Source organism: Streptomyces sp. AC550_RSS872, assembly GCF_019049285.1.
Taxonomy (GTDB): Bacteria; Actinomycetota; Actinomycetes; order Streptomycetales; family Streptomycetaceae; genus Streptomyces.
In genome coordinates this window covers 87,218-104,714 of the sequence record NZ_JAGMUL010000033.1, presented here as the reverse complement: position 1 = coordinate 104,714, position 17,497 = coordinate 87,218, and the positions used below count along the sequence as shown (strand labels likewise).

At 70.6% G+C, this 17,497-nt stretch carries 17 protein-coding genes; 8 read left to right on the top strand and 9 right to left on the bottom strand.

Translation table 11 applies throughout. The features are described 5' to 3' along the window. From KUM44_RS16780 to KUM44_RS16745, 8 genes are all read right to left on the bottom strand, one after another. The coding region (locus KUM44_RS16780) for a TerD family protein (protein ID WP_217208693.1) at nt 1–587 on the bottom strand (587 nt) is incomplete at its 3' end. Nucleotides 588–641: 54 nt separating this feature from the next. Continuing rightward, entirely contained in the window at nt 642–863 is a 222-nt protein-coding gene (locus tag KUM44_RS16775; RefSeq protein ID WP_217208692.1) for a hypothetical protein, read from the bottom strand. Between the two features lie 238 nt (nt 864–1,101). Next, a complete protein-coding gene (locus tag KUM44_RS16770) occupies nt 1,102–2,091 on the bottom strand; it encodes a zinc-dependent alcohol dehydrogenase family protein (protein WP_217208691.1) in 990 nt (329 codons plus the stop codon). Beyond that, nucleotides 2,088–2,936, bottom strand: a complete 849-nt coding sequence (locus tag KUM44_RS16765) for a carbohydrate ABC transporter permease (RefSeq protein ID WP_217208690.1) — start codon at nt 2,934–2,936, stop codon at nt 2,088–2,090. The genes KUM44_RS16770 and KUM44_RS16765 overlap by 4 nt, the downstream gene beginning before the upstream one ends. Then, the gene (locus KUM44_RS16760) at nt 2,933–3,871 is read right to left on the bottom strand and encodes a carbohydrate ABC transporter permease (protein WP_217208689.1); all 939 of its coding nucleotides are present in this window, start codon (nt 3,869–3,871) and stop codon (nt 2,933–2,935) included. Before KUM44_RS16760 ends, KUM44_RS16765 begins: the two co-directional genes overlap by 4 nt. Continuing rightward, entirely contained in the window at nt 3,868–5,238 is a 1,371-nt protein-coding gene (locus tag KUM44_RS16755; protein WP_217208688.1) for a sugar ABC transporter substrate-binding protein, read from the bottom strand. The genes KUM44_RS16760 and KUM44_RS16755 overlap by 4 nt, the downstream gene beginning before the upstream one ends. Nucleotides 5,239–5,325: 87 nt before the next feature. Further along, nucleotides 5,326–6,093 (bottom strand): DeoR/GlpR family DNA-binding transcription regulator, encoded by a 768-nt coding sequence (locus tag KUM44_RS16750; RefSeq protein WP_217208687.1) that lies wholly within the window; start codon nt 6,091–6,093, stop codon nt 5,326–5,328. Nucleotides 6,094–6,436: 343 nt separating this feature from the next. Beyond that, the gene (locus KUM44_RS16745; RefSeq protein ID WP_217208686.1) at nt 6,437–7,246 is read right to left on the bottom strand and encodes an NAD(P)-dependent oxidoreductase; all 810 of its coding nucleotides are present in this window, start codon (nt 7,244–7,246) and stop codon (nt 6,437–6,439) included. A 167-nt stretch (nt 7,247–7,413) separates the two neighbouring features. On the opposite strand from KUM44_RS16745, the gene KUM44_RS16740 reads away from it, so the two are divergent. Continuing rightward, the gene (locus KUM44_RS16740; RefSeq protein WP_217208685.1) at nt 7,414–8,367 is read left to right on the top strand and encodes a 5-dehydro-4-deoxyglucarate dehydratase; all 954 of its coding nucleotides are present in this window, start codon (nt 7,414–7,416) and stop codon (nt 8,365–8,367) included. Further along, nucleotides 8,364–9,527: a hypothetical protein gene (locus KUM44_RS16735; RefSeq protein ID WP_217208684.1), complete on the top strand. Its 1,164-nt coding sequence runs from the start codon at nt 8,364–8,366 to the stop codon at nt 9,525–9,527. Before KUM44_RS16740 ends, KUM44_RS16735 begins: the two co-directional genes overlap by 4 nt. Here KUM44_RS16735 and KUM44_RS16730 read toward each other — a convergent pair. After that, on the bottom strand, nt 9,464–10,729 hold the full coding sequence (locus tag KUM44_RS16730) for an MFS transporter (RefSeq protein WP_217208683.1): 1,266 nt from the start codon (nt 10,727–10,729) through the stop codon (nt 9,464–9,466). The two genes, KUM44_RS16735 and KUM44_RS16730, sit on opposite strands and share 64 nt — an antisense overlap. Before the next feature lie 223 nt (nt 10,730–10,952). Here KUM44_RS16730 and KUM44_RS16725 point away from each other — a divergent pair, with 223 nt between their 5' ends. The 6 genes from KUM44_RS16725 to KUM44_RS16700 all read left to right on the top strand — a co-directional run bounded on the left by KUM44_RS16725 (nt 10,953) and on the right by KUM44_RS16700 (nt 17,427). Continuing rightward, complete coding sequence (locus KUM44_RS16725; protein WP_217208682.1) at nt 10,953–11,549, top strand: TIGR03086 family metal-binding protein; 597 nt, start codon at nt 10,953–10,955, stop codon at nt 11,547–11,549. A 544-nt stretch (nt 11,550–12,093) separates the two neighbouring features. Further along, nucleotides 12,094–12,762, top strand: a complete 669-nt coding sequence (locus KUM44_RS16720; RefSeq protein WP_217208681.1) for a GntR family transcriptional regulator — start codon at nt 12,094–12,096, stop codon at nt 12,760–12,762. Then, nucleotides 12,759–13,670, top strand: coding sequence for a dihydrodipicolinate synthase family protein (locus KUM44_RS16715; RefSeq protein WP_217208680.1), 912 nt, complete (start codon nt 12,759–12,761; stop codon nt 13,668–13,670). The genes KUM44_RS16720 and KUM44_RS16715 overlap by 4 nt, the downstream gene beginning before the upstream one ends. After that, nucleotides 13,667–15,412, top strand: a complete 1,746-nt coding sequence (gene araD / locus KUM44_RS16710) for an L-arabinonate dehydratase (RefSeq protein WP_217208679.1) — start codon at nt 13,667–13,669, stop codon at nt 15,410–15,412. Before KUM44_RS16715 ends, araD begins: the two co-directional genes overlap by 4 nt. 186 nt (nt 15,413–15,598) lie before the next feature. Then, entirely contained in the window at nt 15,599–16,534 is a 936-nt protein-coding gene (locus tag KUM44_RS16705) for a carbohydrate ABC transporter permease (RefSeq protein WP_217208678.1), read from the top strand. Continuing rightward, on the top strand, nt 16,531–17,427 hold the full coding sequence (locus tag KUM44_RS16700; protein ID WP_217208677.1) for a carbohydrate ABC transporter permease: 897 nt from the start codon (nt 16,531–16,533) through the stop codon (nt 17,425–17,427). Before KUM44_RS16705 ends, KUM44_RS16700 begins: the two co-directional genes overlap by 4 nt. The last annotated feature ends 70 nt before the right edge of the window (nt 17,428–17,497 follow it).

The window sequence follows — 17,497 nt, the reverse complement described above, 5'->3', positions numbered from 1 at the left end:
GTGGACATCGGAGGGGCGGGCGGGGCGGCCGGAGGCTGCATGGTGGGCTGCGGCGGGGCCACGGGGGCGGCGGGGGCCGGGGCCGGCTCCTCGACCGTGACGCCGAAGTCGGTGGCGATGCCGGCCAGGCCGTTGGCGTAGCCCTGGCCGACCGCGCGGGCCTTCCAGGCGCCGTTGCGCAGGTAGACCTCGACGATCACCAGTGCCGTCTCGGTGCCGAGCTGCGGGGGCGTGAAGGTGGCCAGGACGCTGTTGTCGTCGGCGTTGCGGATGGTGGCCGTGGGTTCGATGCCCTGGAAGGTCTGGCCGGCGGCGTCGGGGCTGGCGGTGACGACGATCTTCTCGATGCCGGGGGGTACGGCCGAGGTGTCGACGGTGATCGCGTCGGGGCTGGTGCCGCCGCCCGAGCGGTACGTCACGCCGGGGCCGCTCGGCTGGTTGTAGAAGATGAAGTCGTCGTCGGAGCGCACCTTGCCGTCGGCGGTGAGCAGCAGGCCCGATACGTCGAGCCGCACCGGGGCGGCGACGTCCACCGTCACGCGCGCGGCGGAAAGAGGGATGTTCGAGCCGGGGGTCATAGCTGTCATGACCCGTGAACGAGCGGGGGCGATTTACCGTTCCCTTACCCGCGACCGTTCGGGTCAGCGGCGGTTGCGGGGGTGATTGCGCGCCGTGCGCTCGTTGCCGTGCTTGTAGTTCCCGGTCCAGCGGGCCATGACCAGCTGAGGGTCGGACGTCTCGACCTCGGCGAGGAACTGGGCGGCGCGGGGGCCGTGGAGGGTGGTGGCGGGGCGGCCCTGGTGGGTGATGCGTACGGTGCCGTTGGCGTGCTCCTGATAGCTGAATCCGTGGGGTCGGGGCATGTTCGGATCGTAGGTGGAGGGGGTGGTGGGCCCCAACGGTTTTTCGGCGGGGCGGAAGCCGGTGTGGCCGGCCGTCAACGGTCTTCGCCCCCGCCGCCCCTACCCGTCCCGTCCCTGGGGGCTGCGCCCCCAGACCCCCGCTGTCGGCCCTTCGGGCCTTGTCCTCAAACGCCGGACGGGCTGAAATTCAGCCTCTCCGGCGTTTGAGGAGCGGGGTCTGGGGCGGAGCCCCAGAACGCTACGGCACGACCACGATCTTGCGGCCCATCCCCGACGCGAACTGCGCCAGCGCCTCCGGGTACCGCTCCAGCGGGATCCGGTCGCTGATGAAGATCTCCGGGTCGAGGACCCCGTTCGCGAACAGCTCCGCCGCGCGCTCGAAGCTGTGCAGGACGGCCATGGAGCCCGTGATGGTGATCTCCTGGTTGTAGATGCGGTACGGGTCGATCGTCACGCGCGTCGAGTAGTCCGCGACCCCGAACTGGAGGAAGGTGCCCGCCTTGGCCACCCGGTCCAGGCCGTCCTGGATCGCCGCCGCGTTGCCCGTGGCGTCGACGACCAGGTCCCAGCCCTGGGGGCGGTCCAGTTCGTCGGGGTTCGTGGCGGAGGCCGAGACGCCGAGACCGCGGGCCGTCTCCAGGCGGGCGGGGTTCACGTCCACGACGTCCACGCTCGCCGCCCCCGTCCGCTTGGCCAGCTCCAGCATCATCAGGCCCATCGTGCCCGAGCCGTAGATGAGGACGTGGGCGCCGAGGCGGGACTGGAGGACGTCGTAGCCGCGGACCGCGCAGGACAGGGGCTCGACCAGGGCCGCGTCCTGGGTGCGGACGTGCTCGGGGAGCCGTACGCAGTTCGCGACCGGCGCCACCGCGTACTGCGCCGCGCCGCCCGCCGTGGTCACGCCGATGGCCGCCCAGCGTTCGCAGAGGTTGTTGTGGCCGGTACGGCAGTAGCGGCACTCGTAGCAGTACAGCGACGGGTCGACCGCGACCCGGTCGCCCACCGACAGCTCCGTGACCTGGGTACCGACCCCGACCACCTCGCCCGCGAACTCGTGCCCGGGCACGATCGGCAGCTTGGGCGCGAACTCGCCCTGGAGGATGTGCAGATCCGTGCCGCACAGGCCACAGGCCGCGACCTCGACCACCACTTCCCGCGGGCCTGGAGTCGGGTCGGGGACCTCGGCGACGACTGCCTTGCCCACGGACTCGATGACGGCGGCCTTCATTTCACGGCTCCCAACGACAGGCCCTGGACCAGCTTGTCCTGGGCGGCGAACCCCGCGGCGAGCACCGGCAGGGAGATGACGAGCGACGCGGCGCACACCTTCGCCAGGAACAGGCCCTGGCTGGTGATGAAGCCGGTCAGGAAGACGGGCGCGGTCTCGGCCACCACGCCGGTCAGTACGCGGGCGAACAGCAGCTCGTTCCAGCTGAAGATGAAGCAGATGAGGGCGGTCGCGGCGATCCCGGGGAGCGCGATGGGAGCCACCACGCGCGCGAGGATCGTGGGGAGCTTCGCGCCGTCCACCCTGGCCGCCTCGATGATCGCGACCGGGATCTCGGCCAGGAAGGACTGCATCATCCACACCGCGATCGGCAGGTTCATGGAGGTGTAGAGGATGACCAGCAGCCAGATGTTGTCGAGCATGTCCGTGTTCTTCGCGAACAGGTACAGCGGCAACAGGCCCGCCACGGCCGGCAGCATCTTCGTGGAGAGGAAGAAGAACAGGACGTCCGTCCATTTCTTCACCGGGCGGATCGACAGGGCGTAGGCCGCTGGGAGGGCGAGGACCAGGACGAAGAGCGTCGACGCCACCGAAGCCACCGTCGAGTTGATCAGCGCCGGCCAGGGGCTCGCGCCGCCGCCCGCGCCGAAGAACTCGCGATAGCCGTCCAGCGTCAGCGACGCGGCGAAGGACGGCGGGTTGGTCGCCGCGTCCTCCTCGGAGTGGAAGGACGTCAGGGCCATCCACGCGATCGGCAGGAAGAACAGGATCCCGAGCAGCCAGGCCACCAGGCCGAGGCCAACTCCCTTGCGGCGGTTGCGAAGTCGTACGGCCACTGCACTCATGCGCGCGACACCTCCTCGCGGAACAGGGACGACACCACGCGCAGCGCGAAGGTCGCGATGATGATCGAGCCGATGACCACCAGGACGCCCGCGGCCGAGGCGAGGCCGTTCTCATGGGCCTGGTAGAAGCTCTGGTAGACGGTGTAGGGGAGATTGGCGGTGCCGAGGCCCCCGGACGTGATCGTGAAGACCGCGTCGAAGTTCTGGACGATGTAGATCGAGCCCAGCAGGGCGCCCAGTTCGAGGTAGCGGCGCAGGTGGGGGAGGGTGAGGTGGCGGAAGATCTGCCAGTCGCTCGCGCCGTCGACCCGCGCCGCCTCGATCTGCTCGTGGTCACGGCTCTGGAGGCCGGCCAGCAGGATCAGCATCATGAACGGCGTCCACTGCCAGACGAGGGATGCCTCGACCGCGAGGAGCGGTGTGTGGGAGATCCAGTCCGGTTGTGGGCCGCCCACATAGTGCAACAACCCATTGAACAGGCCGTATTCAGGGTTGTAGAGCACATGTTTCCAGAGCAGGGCCGCCGCCACCGGGACCACCAGGAACGGGGCGATCAGCAGGGTGCGGACCACCCCGCGGCCCTTGAACCTGCGGTCCAGCAGCAGGGCGAGCACCAGGCCGAGGACCAGGCTGGCCAGCACCACCGCGACCGTCAGCAGCACGGTCGTCCAGACCGAGTGACGCAGGTCGGCGTCGGTGAGGACTTCCCGGTAGTTGTCGATGCCGGTGAACTGGCGGGCGTCCGGGTAGAGGGAGTTCCAGTCGAAGAACGAGATCACCAGCGTGGCCACGAACGGCAGCTGGGTCACCACGATCATGAAGATCAGGGCGGGGAGCAAGGGGGCCCGGGTCGCCCAGGCGCGCAGCCGGGCGGAGGGCGGACGGGTGGTGCGCACGGGAGTCGTGGCCACGGGGGCCGTAGTGGTCGCTGTCATCGCCCCTCGTACTCCTCGGAGATCTTCTCGGCGAGCTGCTGGGACTTCTTCAGGGCCGAGTCGACGGACTGGCGTCCGGCGATGGCCGCGCTGATCTCCTGGGAGACCTTGGTGCCGAGGTCGGTGAACTCGGGGATGCCGACGAACTGGATGCCGGGCGCGGGGCGCGGCTGGACGCCGGGGTCGTTCGGGCGGGCGCCCTCGATGGCTTTTTTCGTCATCTCCTGGAAGGCGGCCGCCTCCTCGCGGTACGCCGGGTTGGCGTAGGTGGAGGCACGCTTGCCGGCCGGCACGTTGGACCAGCCGATCTCGTCGCCGACCAGCTGCTCGTACTGCTTGCCGGACGCCCAGGAGACGAACTTCCAGGCCTTGTCGGGGTTGCGGGACGCCTGCTGGATGCCCCACGCCCAGGTGTAGAGCCAGCCGGCGGACTCGGTCTTCTCGACGGGGGCCGGTGCGTAGCCGACCTTGCCCTTGACCGGGCTGTTCGCCGACTCCAGGGAACCGGCCGCCGAGGTGGCGTCGTACCACATGGCGACCTTGCCCTGGGTCATGTTGTTCAGACACTCGGCGAAGCCGGACTGAGCGGCTCCGGACTCACCGTGCTCGCGGACCAGGTCGACATAGAACTTCGTCGCCTTCTCCCATTCGGGGGAGTCCAGCCGCGCCTTCCAGTCCTTGTCGAACCAGGTGCCGCCGAAGGTGTTCACGACGGTGGTGAGCGGGGCCATCACCTCGCCCCAGCCGGGCAGTCCGCGCAGACAGATGCCCTTCATGCCGGGCTCGGCGCCGTCCGTCTTCGCCGCGAGGTCCGCCACCTGCTGCCAGGTGGGATGCGCGGGCATCGTCAGGCCCTCCTTCTCGAACACGTCCTTGCGGTACATCAGGAAGGACGACTCGCCGTAGAAGGGCTGGCCGTAGAGCTTGCCGTCGTCACCGGTCAGGGACTGGCGCATCGGCCCCAGGACGTCCTGCTCGTCGTATCCGGGGTCCTTGGCGACGTACGAGTTCATCTCGTGCAGCCAGCCGTTGCGGGCGTAGATCGGTATCTCGTAGTTGGAGAGGGTCGCGACGTCGTACTGGCCCGCCTGGTTGGCGAAGTCCTGGCTGATCTTGTCGCGGACGTCGTTCTCGGGCAGGACGGTGAAGTTGACCTTGATGCCGGTCTCTTCGGTGAAGCGGGGGGCGAGTTTCTGCAACTCGGTCATCTGAGGGTTGTTGACCATCAGGACGTTGATCGAGTTGCCGCCCGACCCCGCCCCGCCGGCTCCGACCCAGCAGCCGGAGAGCAGCGGGGCGAGCAGCGTCCCTGCGGCGGCCATGGCGAGCGTGGCTCGCGGTGGCCGTCGTCGGCTCTGGGTTCGCATGGATCGCTCCTGGACGATTGGGGAAAACAGGGAGATATGGGGCGTTAGGAGGCGTGCGGGTGCCTCCAGGGGGAGTGGGTTCGGTTTTCAGACGCGGATGACCTGGGGGCCCTGCAACGCATAGCGGTGGGCCTCGGCCGCGGGGAGCAGGGTGCTCGTCACGATCGTCTCCAGTGCGCCGATGTCGGCGAACCGGCAGAAGCTGACCGCTCCGAACTTGGTGTGCACACCCGCGAACACCGTGCGGCGCGAGGCCCGGATCGCCTGCGTCTTGACCTCGCTGACGGCCGGGTCGGGGGTGGTCAGGCCGTGCTCGCGGGAGATGCCGTTGGCGCCGATGAACGCCAGGTCGATGACGAATCCGGCCAGCATCTTCGTCGTCCAGTGGTCGACGGTGGCGAGCGTGCCGGACCGCACCCGGCCGCCGAGCAGCAGCACGGAGACCTGCTCGGCCTCGGCGAGGGCGCCCGCGACCGGCAGGGAGGCGGTGACCACGGTCAGCGGCCGGTCGGTGGGCAGGGACTCGGCGATGAGCTGTGGGGTGAAGCCCTCGTCGACGAAGACGGTCTCGGCGTCCCCGAGCAGCTCGGCCGCGGCGGCCGCGATCCGGCGCTTCTCGGGGACCTGGCTGGTGGCGCGGAAGGCGAGCGTCGTCTCGAAACCGGCGCTCTCCACGGGGTAGGCGCCGCCATGGGTGCGGCGGAGCAGTCCGTGGTCCTCCAGGACGCGCAGATCCCGCCGTACGGTCTCCTTGGCCACGCCCAGCTCGGCGGCGAGCGCGGTGACGTCGACGGAGCCGCTCGCGCGGGCGGCGCGGACGATCTCGCGCTGGCGTTCCTCCGCTGTTCTGTTCATGGTCGTCACCTGCCTCGCTGTGCTGCCCGTTCGGGCTCTCCTGTGGCCCTTGGGGGAAGTTCTACAGCGGGTGCGGGGTGGTGACCAGGTCTGTTACGGGGGTGATACTGCCCGGTGTGTGCCCGTTCGGTCTTGTGGGTGCCCGGGGCGGACTCCGGACTCGGGTGTGCGGTCGTGTGGTGTCTGCGGGCGCGTTGTGGCTGGTCGCACAGTTCCCCGCGCCCCTGGGGGGCGTTGCCGTGCCGTGTCCGGGTGTGCTGGAGTCGGGCCTGGTCTCTGCCCGAATGAGGCGGCGGGCGGGTCCGTTCGGTGCCCGCCCGCCTCTCTCTACGACTTTTTCCGGTCAGTACGGCCAGATCGGTGGATCGCTGACGAAGTGGCCGCCCAGGTAGGCGTGTGCGATGTTCTCCGGGTCCAGCTCGCCCTGCTCGGCGATGAGCTTCTCGGCGTACGGCTCGGAGTCGTCCTGCGGGTCGTAGCCGAGGGAGCGGGCGGTGGTCAGGTCCCACCACAGGCGGGTGTTCGCGGAGGAGCCGTAGACGACGGTGTGCTCGACGTTCTCGGCGGTCAGCGCCGCGTGGAAGAGCCGGGCGCCGTCGGCGGGGCTCATCCACACCGAGAGCATGCGCACGCTGGTCGGCTCGGGGAAGCAGGAGCCGATGCGGACGGACACGGTCTCCAGGCCGTGTTTGTCCCAGTAGAGCTGCGCGAGGTCCTCGCCGAAGGACTTGGACAGGCCGTAGAAGGTGTCCGGGCGGCGCGGGGCGTCGACGGGGATCAGGGGGTCGTCGCCCTGGGGACGGGGCGTGAAGCCGACCGCGTGGTTGGAGGAGGCGAAGACGACGCGTCCGACACCCTCCTCGCGGGCGGCCTCGTACAGGTTGTAGGTGCCCTCGATGTTGGCGCGGAGGATCTTCTCGAACGGGGCTTCCAGGGAGATGCCCGCGAGGTGGACGATCGCGTCGACGCCCCGCACGGCCTCGCGCACGGCGTCCTTGTCGCCGAGGTCGGCGACGATCGCCTCCGGCTCGCCGTCGATGGGACGCAGGTCGAGCAGCCGCAGCCGGTAGCCGTACGCCGGGAGCAGGTCCCGCATCAGGGTGCCGAGGCCGCCGGCGGCGCCGGTGAGCAGGACGGTGCGGGGTGCGGGCATCCTCGGGGCTCCTTGAGGTCGTGGACCGCAGGCGTACACGGCGTTCACATGCGTGGACTAGTTAAGGATCACCACCCTTGCACGTCAAGAGTGGTGCAAAGTGCGTTCATAAACATAAACTCCGATCAGAAATCTGCACCCGCCTGCACCGCACCCAGGGAGAGCCCGTGACGTCAGCCCCCCTCGCCGCACGCCTCAGCGTCCCCGGCGGGCCGCTGTTCTTCCCCGTCACCGCCTACGGCTCCGACGGCGCGGTCGACCTCGACACCTACCGGACCCATGTGCGTCGGGGCGTCGAGGCCGGGGCCGCCGCCGTGTTCGCGTGCTGCGGCACCGGGGAGTTCCACGCGCTGACACCCGAGGAGTACGAGGCGTGCGTGCGGGTGGCCGTCGAGGCGGCGGACGGACGGGTGCCGGTCGTCGCGGGCGCCGGGTACGGCACCGCGCTCGCGGTGCGGTACGCGCGGCTCGCCGAGGCGGCCGGTGCGGACGGGCTGCTCGCCATGCCGCCGTATCTCGTCGTCGCCGGGCAGCAGGGGCTGCTGCGCCACTACAGGGAGATCGCGGCGGCGACCGCGCTCCCGGTGGTCGTCTACCAGCGCGACAACGCCGTGTTCACCCCGGCAACGGTCGTCGAGCTGGCCCGCACGGACGGCGTCATCGGCCTCAAGGACGGCCTCGGCGATCTGGACCTCATGCAGCGGATCGTGAGCGCAGTACGCTCCGAGGCCGCCGGCGACTTCCTCTACTTCAACGGCCTGCCCACCGCCGAACAGACCCAGCTCGCCTACCGCGCGATCGGCGTCACCCTCTACTCCTCCGCCGTGTTCTGCTTCGCCCCGGAGATCGCCCTCGCCTTCTACCGGGCGCTGGAGACGGGCGACGAGGCGACCGCCAACCGCCTCCTGGACGGCTTCTACCGACCGTTCGTCGAACTGCGCGCCCAGGGCCGCGGATACGCCGTCGCCCTTGTCAAGGCCGGCGTGCGGATGCGCGGCCTGGACGTGGGGGAGGTCCGGCCGCCGCTGCACGAGCCGGGCGAGGACCATGTGAAGCAGCTCGCCGAGGTGATCGAGCGCGGATACGCGCTGCTGGAGAAGGAGCCGGAGGACACCAAGTGAAGGCGTCGACATTCGTCTACCCCTGGGACATCAACGGAGACCCGGAGGCGCCCGGCATGATCGCCGCCCTGGGCGTGCAACAGGTGACGCTCGCCGCCGCCTACCACTCCACCCGAGCCCTCACCCCCCGCCACCCCCGCCACCGCATCGTCACCGCCGAACACGCGGCCGTGCTCTACCCGGCGGACGGCCGGTGGCAGGGCCGCGCGCTGCGCCCGTACCCGGCCGGTGACTGGGCGCCCGGCAACGCCTTCGGCGAGGCGGCCGCCGCGCTCACGGCGGCCGGTCTGGAGGTGCACACCTGGGTGGTCCTCGCGCACAACTCCCGCTTGGGCGCCGACCATCCGGACACCTCGGTCGTCAATGCCTACGGCGACCGCTACCCCTGGGCACCGTGCATCGCACAGCCCGCCACGCGCGCGTACCTCGTCGAACTGGCCGCCGAGGCCGCCGCACGCCCCGGAGCGCGCGGCACGGAACTGGAGTCCCTCGGCTGGTACGGCCTCCAGCATCTGCACGCGCACGACAAGACCGGCGGGGTGCCGCTCGGCGACGCCGGGATGTACCTGATGGCGCTCTGCTTCTGCCCGACCTGCAAGGAGGGCTACGGCGCCCGGGGCCTGGACGCCGACGAGCTGGCGGCCGCCGTACGCGCCGCCCTCGAACCGCTGTGGCAGGGCACGGTCGCCGACGAGGGCTGGGCCGGGGTCGAGAAGCTGCTCGGCGAGTCGAACGCGGCGGCCACGCGCGCGTGGCGCGACGAAACCGCCCGTACGCTCCAGGAGACGGCGGTCCGCGCGGTACGCCAGGCCGCCCCCGACAACTTCCAGATCCTGCTGCACGCCGACCCGGTGACCCACCACGTCGGCGCCAACCCGGGCGTCGACCCCGAGCACATCCTCTCCGTCGCGGACGGCGTGGTCGTGCCCTGCGCGGCCGGCCCCGCCCTTCTGACACCCTTCGCCGAACAGGGCCGTGAGGGCGCGGTCATCGCCGCCAACTTCGGTGTGGTCTCCGGGATGGGCGGCAGCCCGGGCACGCTCGCGTCGGACGCGGCACGCGCGCGTGAGCTGGGGGCCACCGAGATCCGGCTCTATCACGCGGGGTTGGCGTCCGACGGGGACCTGGTGGCGGTACGGGAGGCACTGGCCGCCCTCTGACGCAGCAGCGGTACGGCGGTCATCAGCCAGGCCGGGCCGAGGAGGGCCGACAGCAGCCGTACGTCGAACAGTTCGACCAGCGCCGCTCCCACCGCCAGCCCGATGACGTTCGGCGTGAAGACGAGCGTGTTGGCCGTGGCCGCCGTACGGCCGAGCAGGGCGTCCGGGGTCTCGCGCTGCACGGCGGTGAGCGCGGCGATCAGGACGCAGGGCAGCCCCGCGCCGATCGCCGCGCTGCACGCCAGGGCCACCGGGTCGGACGGAACGGCCCGCAGTCCGGCCGCGACGGCCGCGAGGGCGATGCCGTACGCGGCGAAACGGCGCTCGCCGAGGCGGCGCAGCGCGGGTCCGGAGAGCAGTCCGATCGCCACCGAACCGGCGCCCTGGACGGCGTACAGCACACCGGCGTAGGCCGGGGCGTGCCCGAGGCCGTCGATGACGGCGTAGATCAAGGCGCCGTTGAGGCCGGCCCAGAGCATGGTGGTGGCGCCGGCCAGGACGAGGGGACGCAGTCGGGGGTGCGTCCAGAGGTGGCGGGCTCCCTCGGCGGTCTGCTCCCGCCAGCCGCCCGACGGCTGCTCGGGCCTGCTCTCACGGACGCGGAGGCAGGCGTACAGCCCGGTCGCGACCACGAAGGTCACGGCGTCGAGCAGGGCGACGCCCGCGCCGCCGTACGCCGCGTAGACGCCGGCTCCGGCCAGGGGGGCGAGGAGTTTCATGCCCTCGGTGGCGGTCATGCGCAGCCCGTTGAAGTCGCCGAGCAGGGGCGCGGGGACGGCGGAGGCGACGAGGGCGGACTCGGCGGCGTCGTGGACGACGCCTGCGGCGCCGTAGACGAACAGGACCGCGAAGAGGAGCCAGAGGCGGTCCGGTGAGTCGACGGTGAAGAGGGTGGGCAGGAGGGCGGCCAGCAGGAGGTTCGCGCCGATCAGCAGGGGTTTGCGGCGGGTGCGGTCGGCGAGCGTGCCGAGGAGCGGGCCGGCCAGGGCGGGCGCCCACATGGCGAGCATGCACAGCGCGGCCAGGCCGTCGGAGCCGGTGAGGTCCTTGACCCAGACGCCGGACACCAGCCACAGCGCCGAGGTGCCGAAGCCGCAGACCACGACTCCGGTGAGGTAGAGGGCGGCGTTGCGGTCGCGCAGGACACGGGGGAGGGGCCAGGGGGCCGAGGGGGTGGAAGGGGTGCTGCGGGTGGTCGTCATGCCATGCCATCGTGCGTCTAAGGCGGGGGCGTAGGGATGGGGGAAGTGCCTTAGGTATGCGGGGGCTACCGGCGTGCGACGAGGGCGTGGAGTCCGAAGAATTGACGATCGGGGAGACGTCCCGCCACCAGGTCCCCCCGGCGGGCACGCCCCCCGCCGACCGATGAGTTTTGCCGGCGCCGTCGGTCCACCCTCCAGGAACAGACCTGTGAGGAGCCGGACCATGACCGACACGAGCACCCTCGACCTCGGACCGCAGACGCGCGTCATCGCCCGTCTCGCCGACGGTGTCGCCGACGACCAGCTGTCGGGGCCGACGCCCTGTCCGGAGCTGGCGGTGCGGAATCTGCTGGGGCACCTGCTCGGCCTGACCGTGGCCTTCCGTGACGCCGCCCGCAAGGACCTCGGCGTCACGACGGACACCAGCCCCGACTCCGCCGTCCCGGACATCGGGCCGGGGTGGCGCGAGGAGCTGCCCAAGGTGCTGGACGAGCTGGCCGAGGCGTGGCGCGACCCTGGCGCGTGGAGTGGGATGACCCGGGCGGGCGGCGTGGATCTGCCGGGCGAGGTGGCGGCCGCCGTGGCCGTGGACGAGCTGGTGATCCACGGCTGGGACCTGGCGCGCGCGACCGGCCAGGAGTACACCCCCGATCCCGCCGCGTTGCAGGCGTCGCACGACTTCCTCCTCGCCTCCGTCGACGATCCCGGCCGAGGCGAGATCTTCGGTCCCGTGGTGCCGGTCCCTGCCGACGCACCCCTGCTCGACCGAGCGATCGGACTGAGCGGACGGAACCCGGGCTGGGAGCGGGAGCGGCGCTGACGCTCGCTTGCCCGACCGGGCGGCCGGGCTCTCCGGACAGCACACCCAGGGGGTGTTTTGAAAGGCCCAGAGGCCCAAGTAGCTCCTCCGCCACTCTCGGCTTCGCTCGAGCGGGGGGACCCCCGTCGAGGGCCTTCGTCCGGCGCGCCGAGGGCACGCACCGGCTGCGACACCAGCCGCTGCCGCGGCGGGCGCGGGCACCGCACGGGACTTTCAGAACACCCCCGAGCCGACCTGATGCTCCACCCGGTGGCACACGCGGCAGCAAGGGCTCGAAGAGCCGGCCGGGGAGGGCGTCGAGGGTCGCGCAGGGCCCGCCGGAACGCCATCCGCGCCCCTCCCTGCCACTCCCGGTCGCGCGGAAGACCGTCGCGGAGGCCGACACCCATCAGCCGGGCGGGCCCCAACTCCCTTTGTCAGAAGCATTGACGAACCATGCGCCCCCTCCTACCTTCATCGCGTCGTACTTCGTACGTCATATATGAGACGCGATACGTGAGATCCCATACGCGAGAGCCATCCCGCGAAGATCCGAGAGGCGCGCATGACCTCTGTGCCCACGCCGATCCCCTCGCGCACGCAGTTTGTGCTGGAGGAGATCAAACGCCGTATCCTCACCGGGCAGTTGACGCCTGGTCAGGCCCTGGTGGAGACCGAGCTCGCTGCGCAGTTCGGGGTGTCGAAGACCCCGGTCCGCGAGGCGCTCAAGACGCTGGCCGGGACCGGGCTTGTCGTGATGAGCCAGTACAAGGGCGTCACGGTGCGCATGGTGGACGCGGACATGGCGCGCGAGGTCTATGACGTGCGGCTGCTCCTCGAACCCGAGGCGCTCAAGCGAGCCGTGCGGCGGGGCGCCTCCCTCGACGCCGCCCGTGACGCGCTGACCCGCGCCGACGCGGCCGACGACACCGCCGAACGCTCCCTCGCCAACCGGGAGTTCCACCGCGCCCTCTATCTGCCGTGCGGCAACCCGCTGCTCGGCCGGATGCTCGACGAGGTCCGCGACCAGGCCGCCCTCGTCTCCGCCGTCGCCTGGGCCGCCTCGCCCTCCTGGGAACGGGAGGCCGGCGAGCACCGGGAGATCCTGCGGCTCGCGCTGGAGGGCGACGCGGACGGCGCCGCGCGCGCCCTGCACGCCCACATCGCGTCGTTCGTGCAACGGGCCTTCCCCGACGCGGAGGTCGGGGCCCAGGGAGAGGACGGTCCGGCATGACCACGACGTTCGAGGCCCAGCGGACGGCCCTGGCCGACGTGGTGGCGATCCCGGTGACCCCGTTCGCCGAGGACGGCACCGTCGACCAGGACGCCCACCGGGCCCTGCTGCGTCGGCTGCTCGACGGGGGTGTCACCACGCTCACCCCCAACGGCAACACCGGCGAGTTCTACGCCCTCACCCCCGAAGAGCGCCGCCTGGTCACCGAGCTGACCGTCGACGAGACCCGCGGCCGCGACGCCGTCCTCCTCGTCGGTGTCGGCCACGACGTGCCCACCGCCATCGCCTCCGCCCGGCACGCCCGCGAGCTCGGCGCCCAGATGGTGATGGTGCATCAGCCAGTCCACCCGTACGTCTCGCAGCGCGGCTGGGTCGACTACCACCGCGCCATCGCCGCCGCCGTGCCCGAGCTCGGCGTCGTCCCGTACATCCGCAACGCTCAGCTCAGCGGCGCCCGCCTCGCCGAACTCGCCGACGACTGCCCGAACGTCATCGGCGTGAAGTACGCCGTGCCGGACGCCGCCAAGTTCGCCGCCTTCGCACGCGACGCGGGCCTGGAACGCTTCGTCTGGGTCGCCGGACTCGCCGAGCCCTACGCCCCCTCGTACTTCTCCGCGGGCGCCACCGGCTTCACCTCAGGACTCGTGAACGTCGCCCCGTCCGTTTCGCTGAACATGATCGAAGCGCTTCGATCCGGGGACTACCCGGCCGCCATGAAGGTCTGGGAGCAGATCCGCCGCTTCGAGGAACTGCGCGCCGCGAGCGGCTCCGCCAACAACGTCACCGTCGTCAAGGAGGCCCTGGCCTCGCTGGGTCTGTGCCGCCGGGAGGTGCGCCCGCCCAGCCGGGAACTGCCCGAGGACGAGCGCACCGAGGTCGCCGCCATCGCCGCCGGGTGGTCGATATGACCGACGAGAAGAGCACCCGCCGAAGGCGCCCCGAGGAACTCCGCAGCCATCAGTGGTACGGCACCGAGGGCCAGCTGCGCACCTGGTCGCACAACGCCCGCATGCGCCAGCTCGGCTACGAGGCGGAGGAGTACCGGGGTCGCCCGGTGATCGCCGTCCTCAACACCTGGTCCGACATCAACCCCTGCCACGTCCATCTGCGCGAGCGGGCCGAGGCGGTCAAGCGGGGGGTGTGGCAGGCCGGGGGCTTCCCGCTCGAGTTCCCGGTCGCCACGCTCTCGGAGACCTACCAGAAGCCGACCCCGATGCTCTACCGCAACCTGCTCGCGATGGAGACGGAGGAGCTGCTGCGGTCGTACCCGATCGACGCGGCTGTGCTGCTCGGCGGCTGCGACAAGTCGACGCCGGCGCTGCTCATGGGCGCGACCTCGGCCGACGTACCGTCGGTCTTCGTGCCCGCGGGTCCGATGCTGCCGGGCCACTGGCGCGGTGAGACCCTCGGCTCCGGCACCGACATGTGGAAGTACTGGGACGAGCACCGCGCGGGCAACCTGACCGACTGCGAACTGCGCGAACTCCAGGGCGGTCTGGCGCGATCCCCCGGCCACTGCATGACCATGGGGACCGCCTCCACGATGACCGCGGCGGTGGAAGCACTCGGCATGACGCTGCCGGGCGCCTCCTCGATCCCGGCCGTCGAATCCGGGCACGAGCGGATGGCCGCCGCCTCCGGGCGCCGCGCCGTGGAACTCGCCTGGAGCGGGCCGGGGCCGTCCGGGATCCTCACCCGCGAGGCCTTCGAGGACGCCGTCACCACGGTGCTCGGGCTCGGCGGCTCCACCAACGCGGTCATCCATCTGATCGCGATGGCCGGCCGCGCGGGCATCGAGCTCACCCTCGACGACTTCGACCGCATCGCCCGCACGGTCCCGGTCCTGGCCAACGTCCGGCCCGGCGGACAGACCCACCTCATGGAGGACTTCTACTTCGCCGGCGGCCTGCCCGCCTTCCTCTCCCGGATCACCGACCTGCTGCATCTGTACCGCCCGACGGTCAACGGCACCCTGGGCGAGCAGCTCGAAGGTGCCGTCGTCCACAACGACGACGTGATCCGCGCCCGCGACAACCCGGTCGCCCGCGAGGGCGGGGTCGCGGTCCTGCGCGGCAACCTCTGCCCGGACGGCGCCGTCATCAAGCACATCGCCGCCGAGCAGCACCTGCTCAAGCACACGGGCCCGGCCGTCGTCTTCGACGACTACAAGACGATGCAGCGGACCATCAACGACCCGTCCCTCGGCATCACCGCCGACAGCGTGCTCGTCCTGCGCAACGCCGGTCCCAAGGGCGGCCCGGGCATGCCCGAGTACGGCATGCTGCCGATCCCCGACCATCTGCTGAAGCGGGGCGTACGGGACATGGTGCGGATCTCCGACGCCCGGATGAGCGGCACGAGTTACGGCACGTGCGTGCTCCACGTGGCACCGGAGTCGTACGTCGGCGGTCCGCTGGCCCTCGTGCGGACGGGGGATCCGATCACCCTGGACGTCGAGTCGCGCACACTCCATCTCGGCGTCGAGGACGAGGAGTTGGAGCGACGCAGGTCCGAGTGGACCCCGCCGCCCACCCGCTACGAGCGCGGCTACGGCGCCCTGTACAACGAGCAGATCACGCAGGCGGACACCGGCTGCGACTTCGAGTTCCTGGCCAGGCCGGGCAAGTACCCGGACCCCTACGCCCTTTAGAGGCGCGGGGCTGTATCCATCTGCGGCTCCGCCGTGGAGCGCGACCAGCCACGAAGCACCAGCAGCCGCCACACAGCACCAAGAGGCACCCCGTATCGCAATCCGGGCCACCTCCACCCATCGAGAAAGCGCTTCCCACGCCACGAAGCAAGCCGCACGCACGACGTACAAGAACGGAGACCAGTCATGGCCCAAGCCGCAGCCGTGGCGAAACCGCCCGCGCCACCCCGGCGACGCCGTGCCTCCGCCACGCCGCGCAGGCTCCCGTATCTGCTGATCGCCCCGGCGGCCCTGCTCATGCTGGGCTTCATCGCCTACCCGGTGATCAGCGTCTTCTACTACAGCCTCCAGGAGTACAACCCCACCAAGCCATGGCGGAACGGATTCGCGGGCTTCGACAACTTCGTCCACGCCTTCACCGACGACCCGCTGTTCTGGGACACGCTGGTCTTCAGCGCCAAGTGGGTGCTCGTCGAGGTCGGGCTCCAGCTGCTGTTCGGGCTCGCGCTCGCGCTGATCGTCAACCAGACGTTCGCGGGAAGGGCGCTGGGACGCGCCCTGGTCTTCTCCCCGTGGGCCGTCTCCGGGGTGCTGACCTCGGCGATCTGGGTGCTGCTCTACAACTCCCAGACGGGCATCACCCGTTACCTCGCGGACGTCGGCGTCGGCTCCTACGGCACCAGCTGGCTGTCGGACACCGGGAGCGTGTTCTGGGCCGCGGTGGTCGCCGACCTGTGGCGAGGCGTGCCGTTCTTCGCGATCCTCATCCTCGCCGACCTCCAGTCCGTCTCGAAGGACCTGTACGAGGCCGCCGAGGTCGACGGGGCCGGCCGGATCAAGCAGTTCTGGCACATCACGCTGCCTCATCTGAAGGACGCGATCGTGCTGTCCACGCTGCTGCGCGCGGTGTGGGAGTTCAACAACGTCGACCTGCTCTACACGCTGACCGGCGGCGGCCCTGCCGGAGTCACCACGACGCTGCCGCTCTACATCGCCAACACCAGTGTCGACGCACACAACTTCGGCTACGCGTCCGCCCTGACCACGGTCGCGTTCGTGATTCTGCTCTTCTGCTCGATCGTCTATCTGCGGCTGAGCAAGTTCGGAGGTGAGGGCAAGTGAGCGTGAAGGAAGCCACCAAGGCCGCGCCCGCACCCGTGCGCGCCGCCCCCGAGCCGCCGCGGCCGAAGAAGAGGAACCGTTCCTGGGACGAGGTCCCGCGCTGGCAGATCTACCTGCCGCTGTCGATCTACCTGGTCTTCACCCTCATCCCCTTCTACTGGATCCTGCTGTTCTCCCTGCGCCCGGCCGGCTCGACCTCGCTCGTGCCCTGGCCGATGACCTTCGACCACTTCGAGAAGGTCTGGACGGAGCGCAGCTTCGGCACCTACTTCCAGAACAGCGTGCTGGTCGGGGTCGTCACCCTGCTGATGACGACCCTCGTCGCCCTGGCCGGCGGGTACGCCCTCGCGCGGTTCGACTTCAAGGTCAAGCGCGCGTTCATGCTCGCCCTGCTGTGCTCCCAGTTCGTGCCGGGCGCGCTGCTCCTGGTGCCGCTGTTCGAGATCTTCGCCGAGCTCCGGATGATCAACTCGCTGGGCAGCGTCATCATCGCCGAGACCGTGTTCCAGCTGCCGCTGTCGATGATCCTCATCAGCAACTTCATCAAGAACGTGCCGTATTCGCTGGAGGAGGCGGCCTGGGTCGACGGCTGCAACCGGATGACGGCGTTCAGGATCGTCGTCCTGCCGCTGCTGCGGCCGGGGCTGATCGCCGTCGGGTCCTTCGCCTTCGTGCACTCCTGGAACCACTTCCTGTTCGCCCTGATGTTCCTCAACAACCAGGAGAAGCAGACCATCCCGGTCGGCCTCAACACCCTGATGGGCGCGGACAGTGTGGACCTGGGTGCGCTGGCCGCCGGCGGGATCATCGCGGCCGTGCCGGTGGTGATCGTGTTCGCCTTCATCCAGAAGTGGCTGATCACGGGGTTCAGTGCGGGGGCGGTGAAAGGGTGAGGCTCCGTCATATAGGCGTCGTGACCGGTCTGTCGGGGCTCGACACAAAGATCGACAGCGCCGCCACGGC

Bases quoted from the DNA above. Each gene is read 5' to 3' on its own strand.
- KUM44_RS16775 (WP_217208692.1), bottom strand. From the start codon at position 863: ATGCCCCGACCCCACGGATTCAGCTATCAGGAGCACGCCAACGGCACC.
- KUM44_RS16770 (WP_217208691.1), bottom strand. From the start codon at position 2,091: ATGAAGGCCGCCGTCATCGAGTCCGTGGGCAAGGCAGTCGTCGCCGAG.
- KUM44_RS16765 (WP_217208690.1), bottom strand. From the start codon at position 2,936: ATGAGTGCAGTGGCCGTACGACTTCGCAACCGCCGCAAGGGAGTTGGC.
- KUM44_RS16760 (WP_217208689.1), bottom strand. From the start codon at position 3,871: ATGACAGCGACCACTACGGCCCCCGTGGCCACGACTCCCGTGCGCACC.
- KUM44_RS16755 (WP_217208688.1), bottom strand. From the start codon at position 5,238: ATGCGAACCCAGAGCCGACGACGGCCACCGCGAGCCACGCTCGCCATG.
- KUM44_RS16750 (WP_217208687.1), bottom strand. From the start codon at position 6,093: ATGAACAGAACAGCGGAGGAACGCCAGCGCGAGATCGTCCGCGCCGCC.
- KUM44_RS16745 (WP_217208686.1), bottom strand. From the start codon at position 7,246: ATGCCCGCACCCCGCACCGTCCTGCTCACCGGCGCCGCCGGCGGCCTC.
- KUM44_RS16730 (WP_217208683.1), bottom strand. From the start codon at position 10,729: ATGACGACCACCCGCAGCACCCCTTCCACCCCCTCGGCCCCCTGGCCC.
- KUM44_RS16725 (WP_217208682.1), top strand. From the start codon at position 10,953: ATGACCGACACGAGCACCCTCGACCTCGGACCGCAGACGCGCGTCATC.
- KUM44_RS16720 (WP_217208681.1), top strand. From the start codon at position 12,094: ATGACCTCTGTGCCCACGCCGATCCCCTCGCGCACGCAGTTTGTGCTG.
- KUM44_RS16715 (WP_217208680.1), top strand. From the start codon at position 12,759: ATGACCACGACGTTCGAGGCCCAGCGGACGGCCCTGGCCGACGTGGTG.
- araD (WP_217208679.1), top strand. From the start codon at position 13,667: ATGACCGACGAGAAGAGCACCCGCCGAAGGCGCCCCGAGGAACTCCGC.
- KUM44_RS16705 (WP_217208678.1), top strand. From the start codon at position 15,599: ATGGCCCAAGCCGCAGCCGTGGCGAAACCGCCCGCGCCACCCCGGCGA.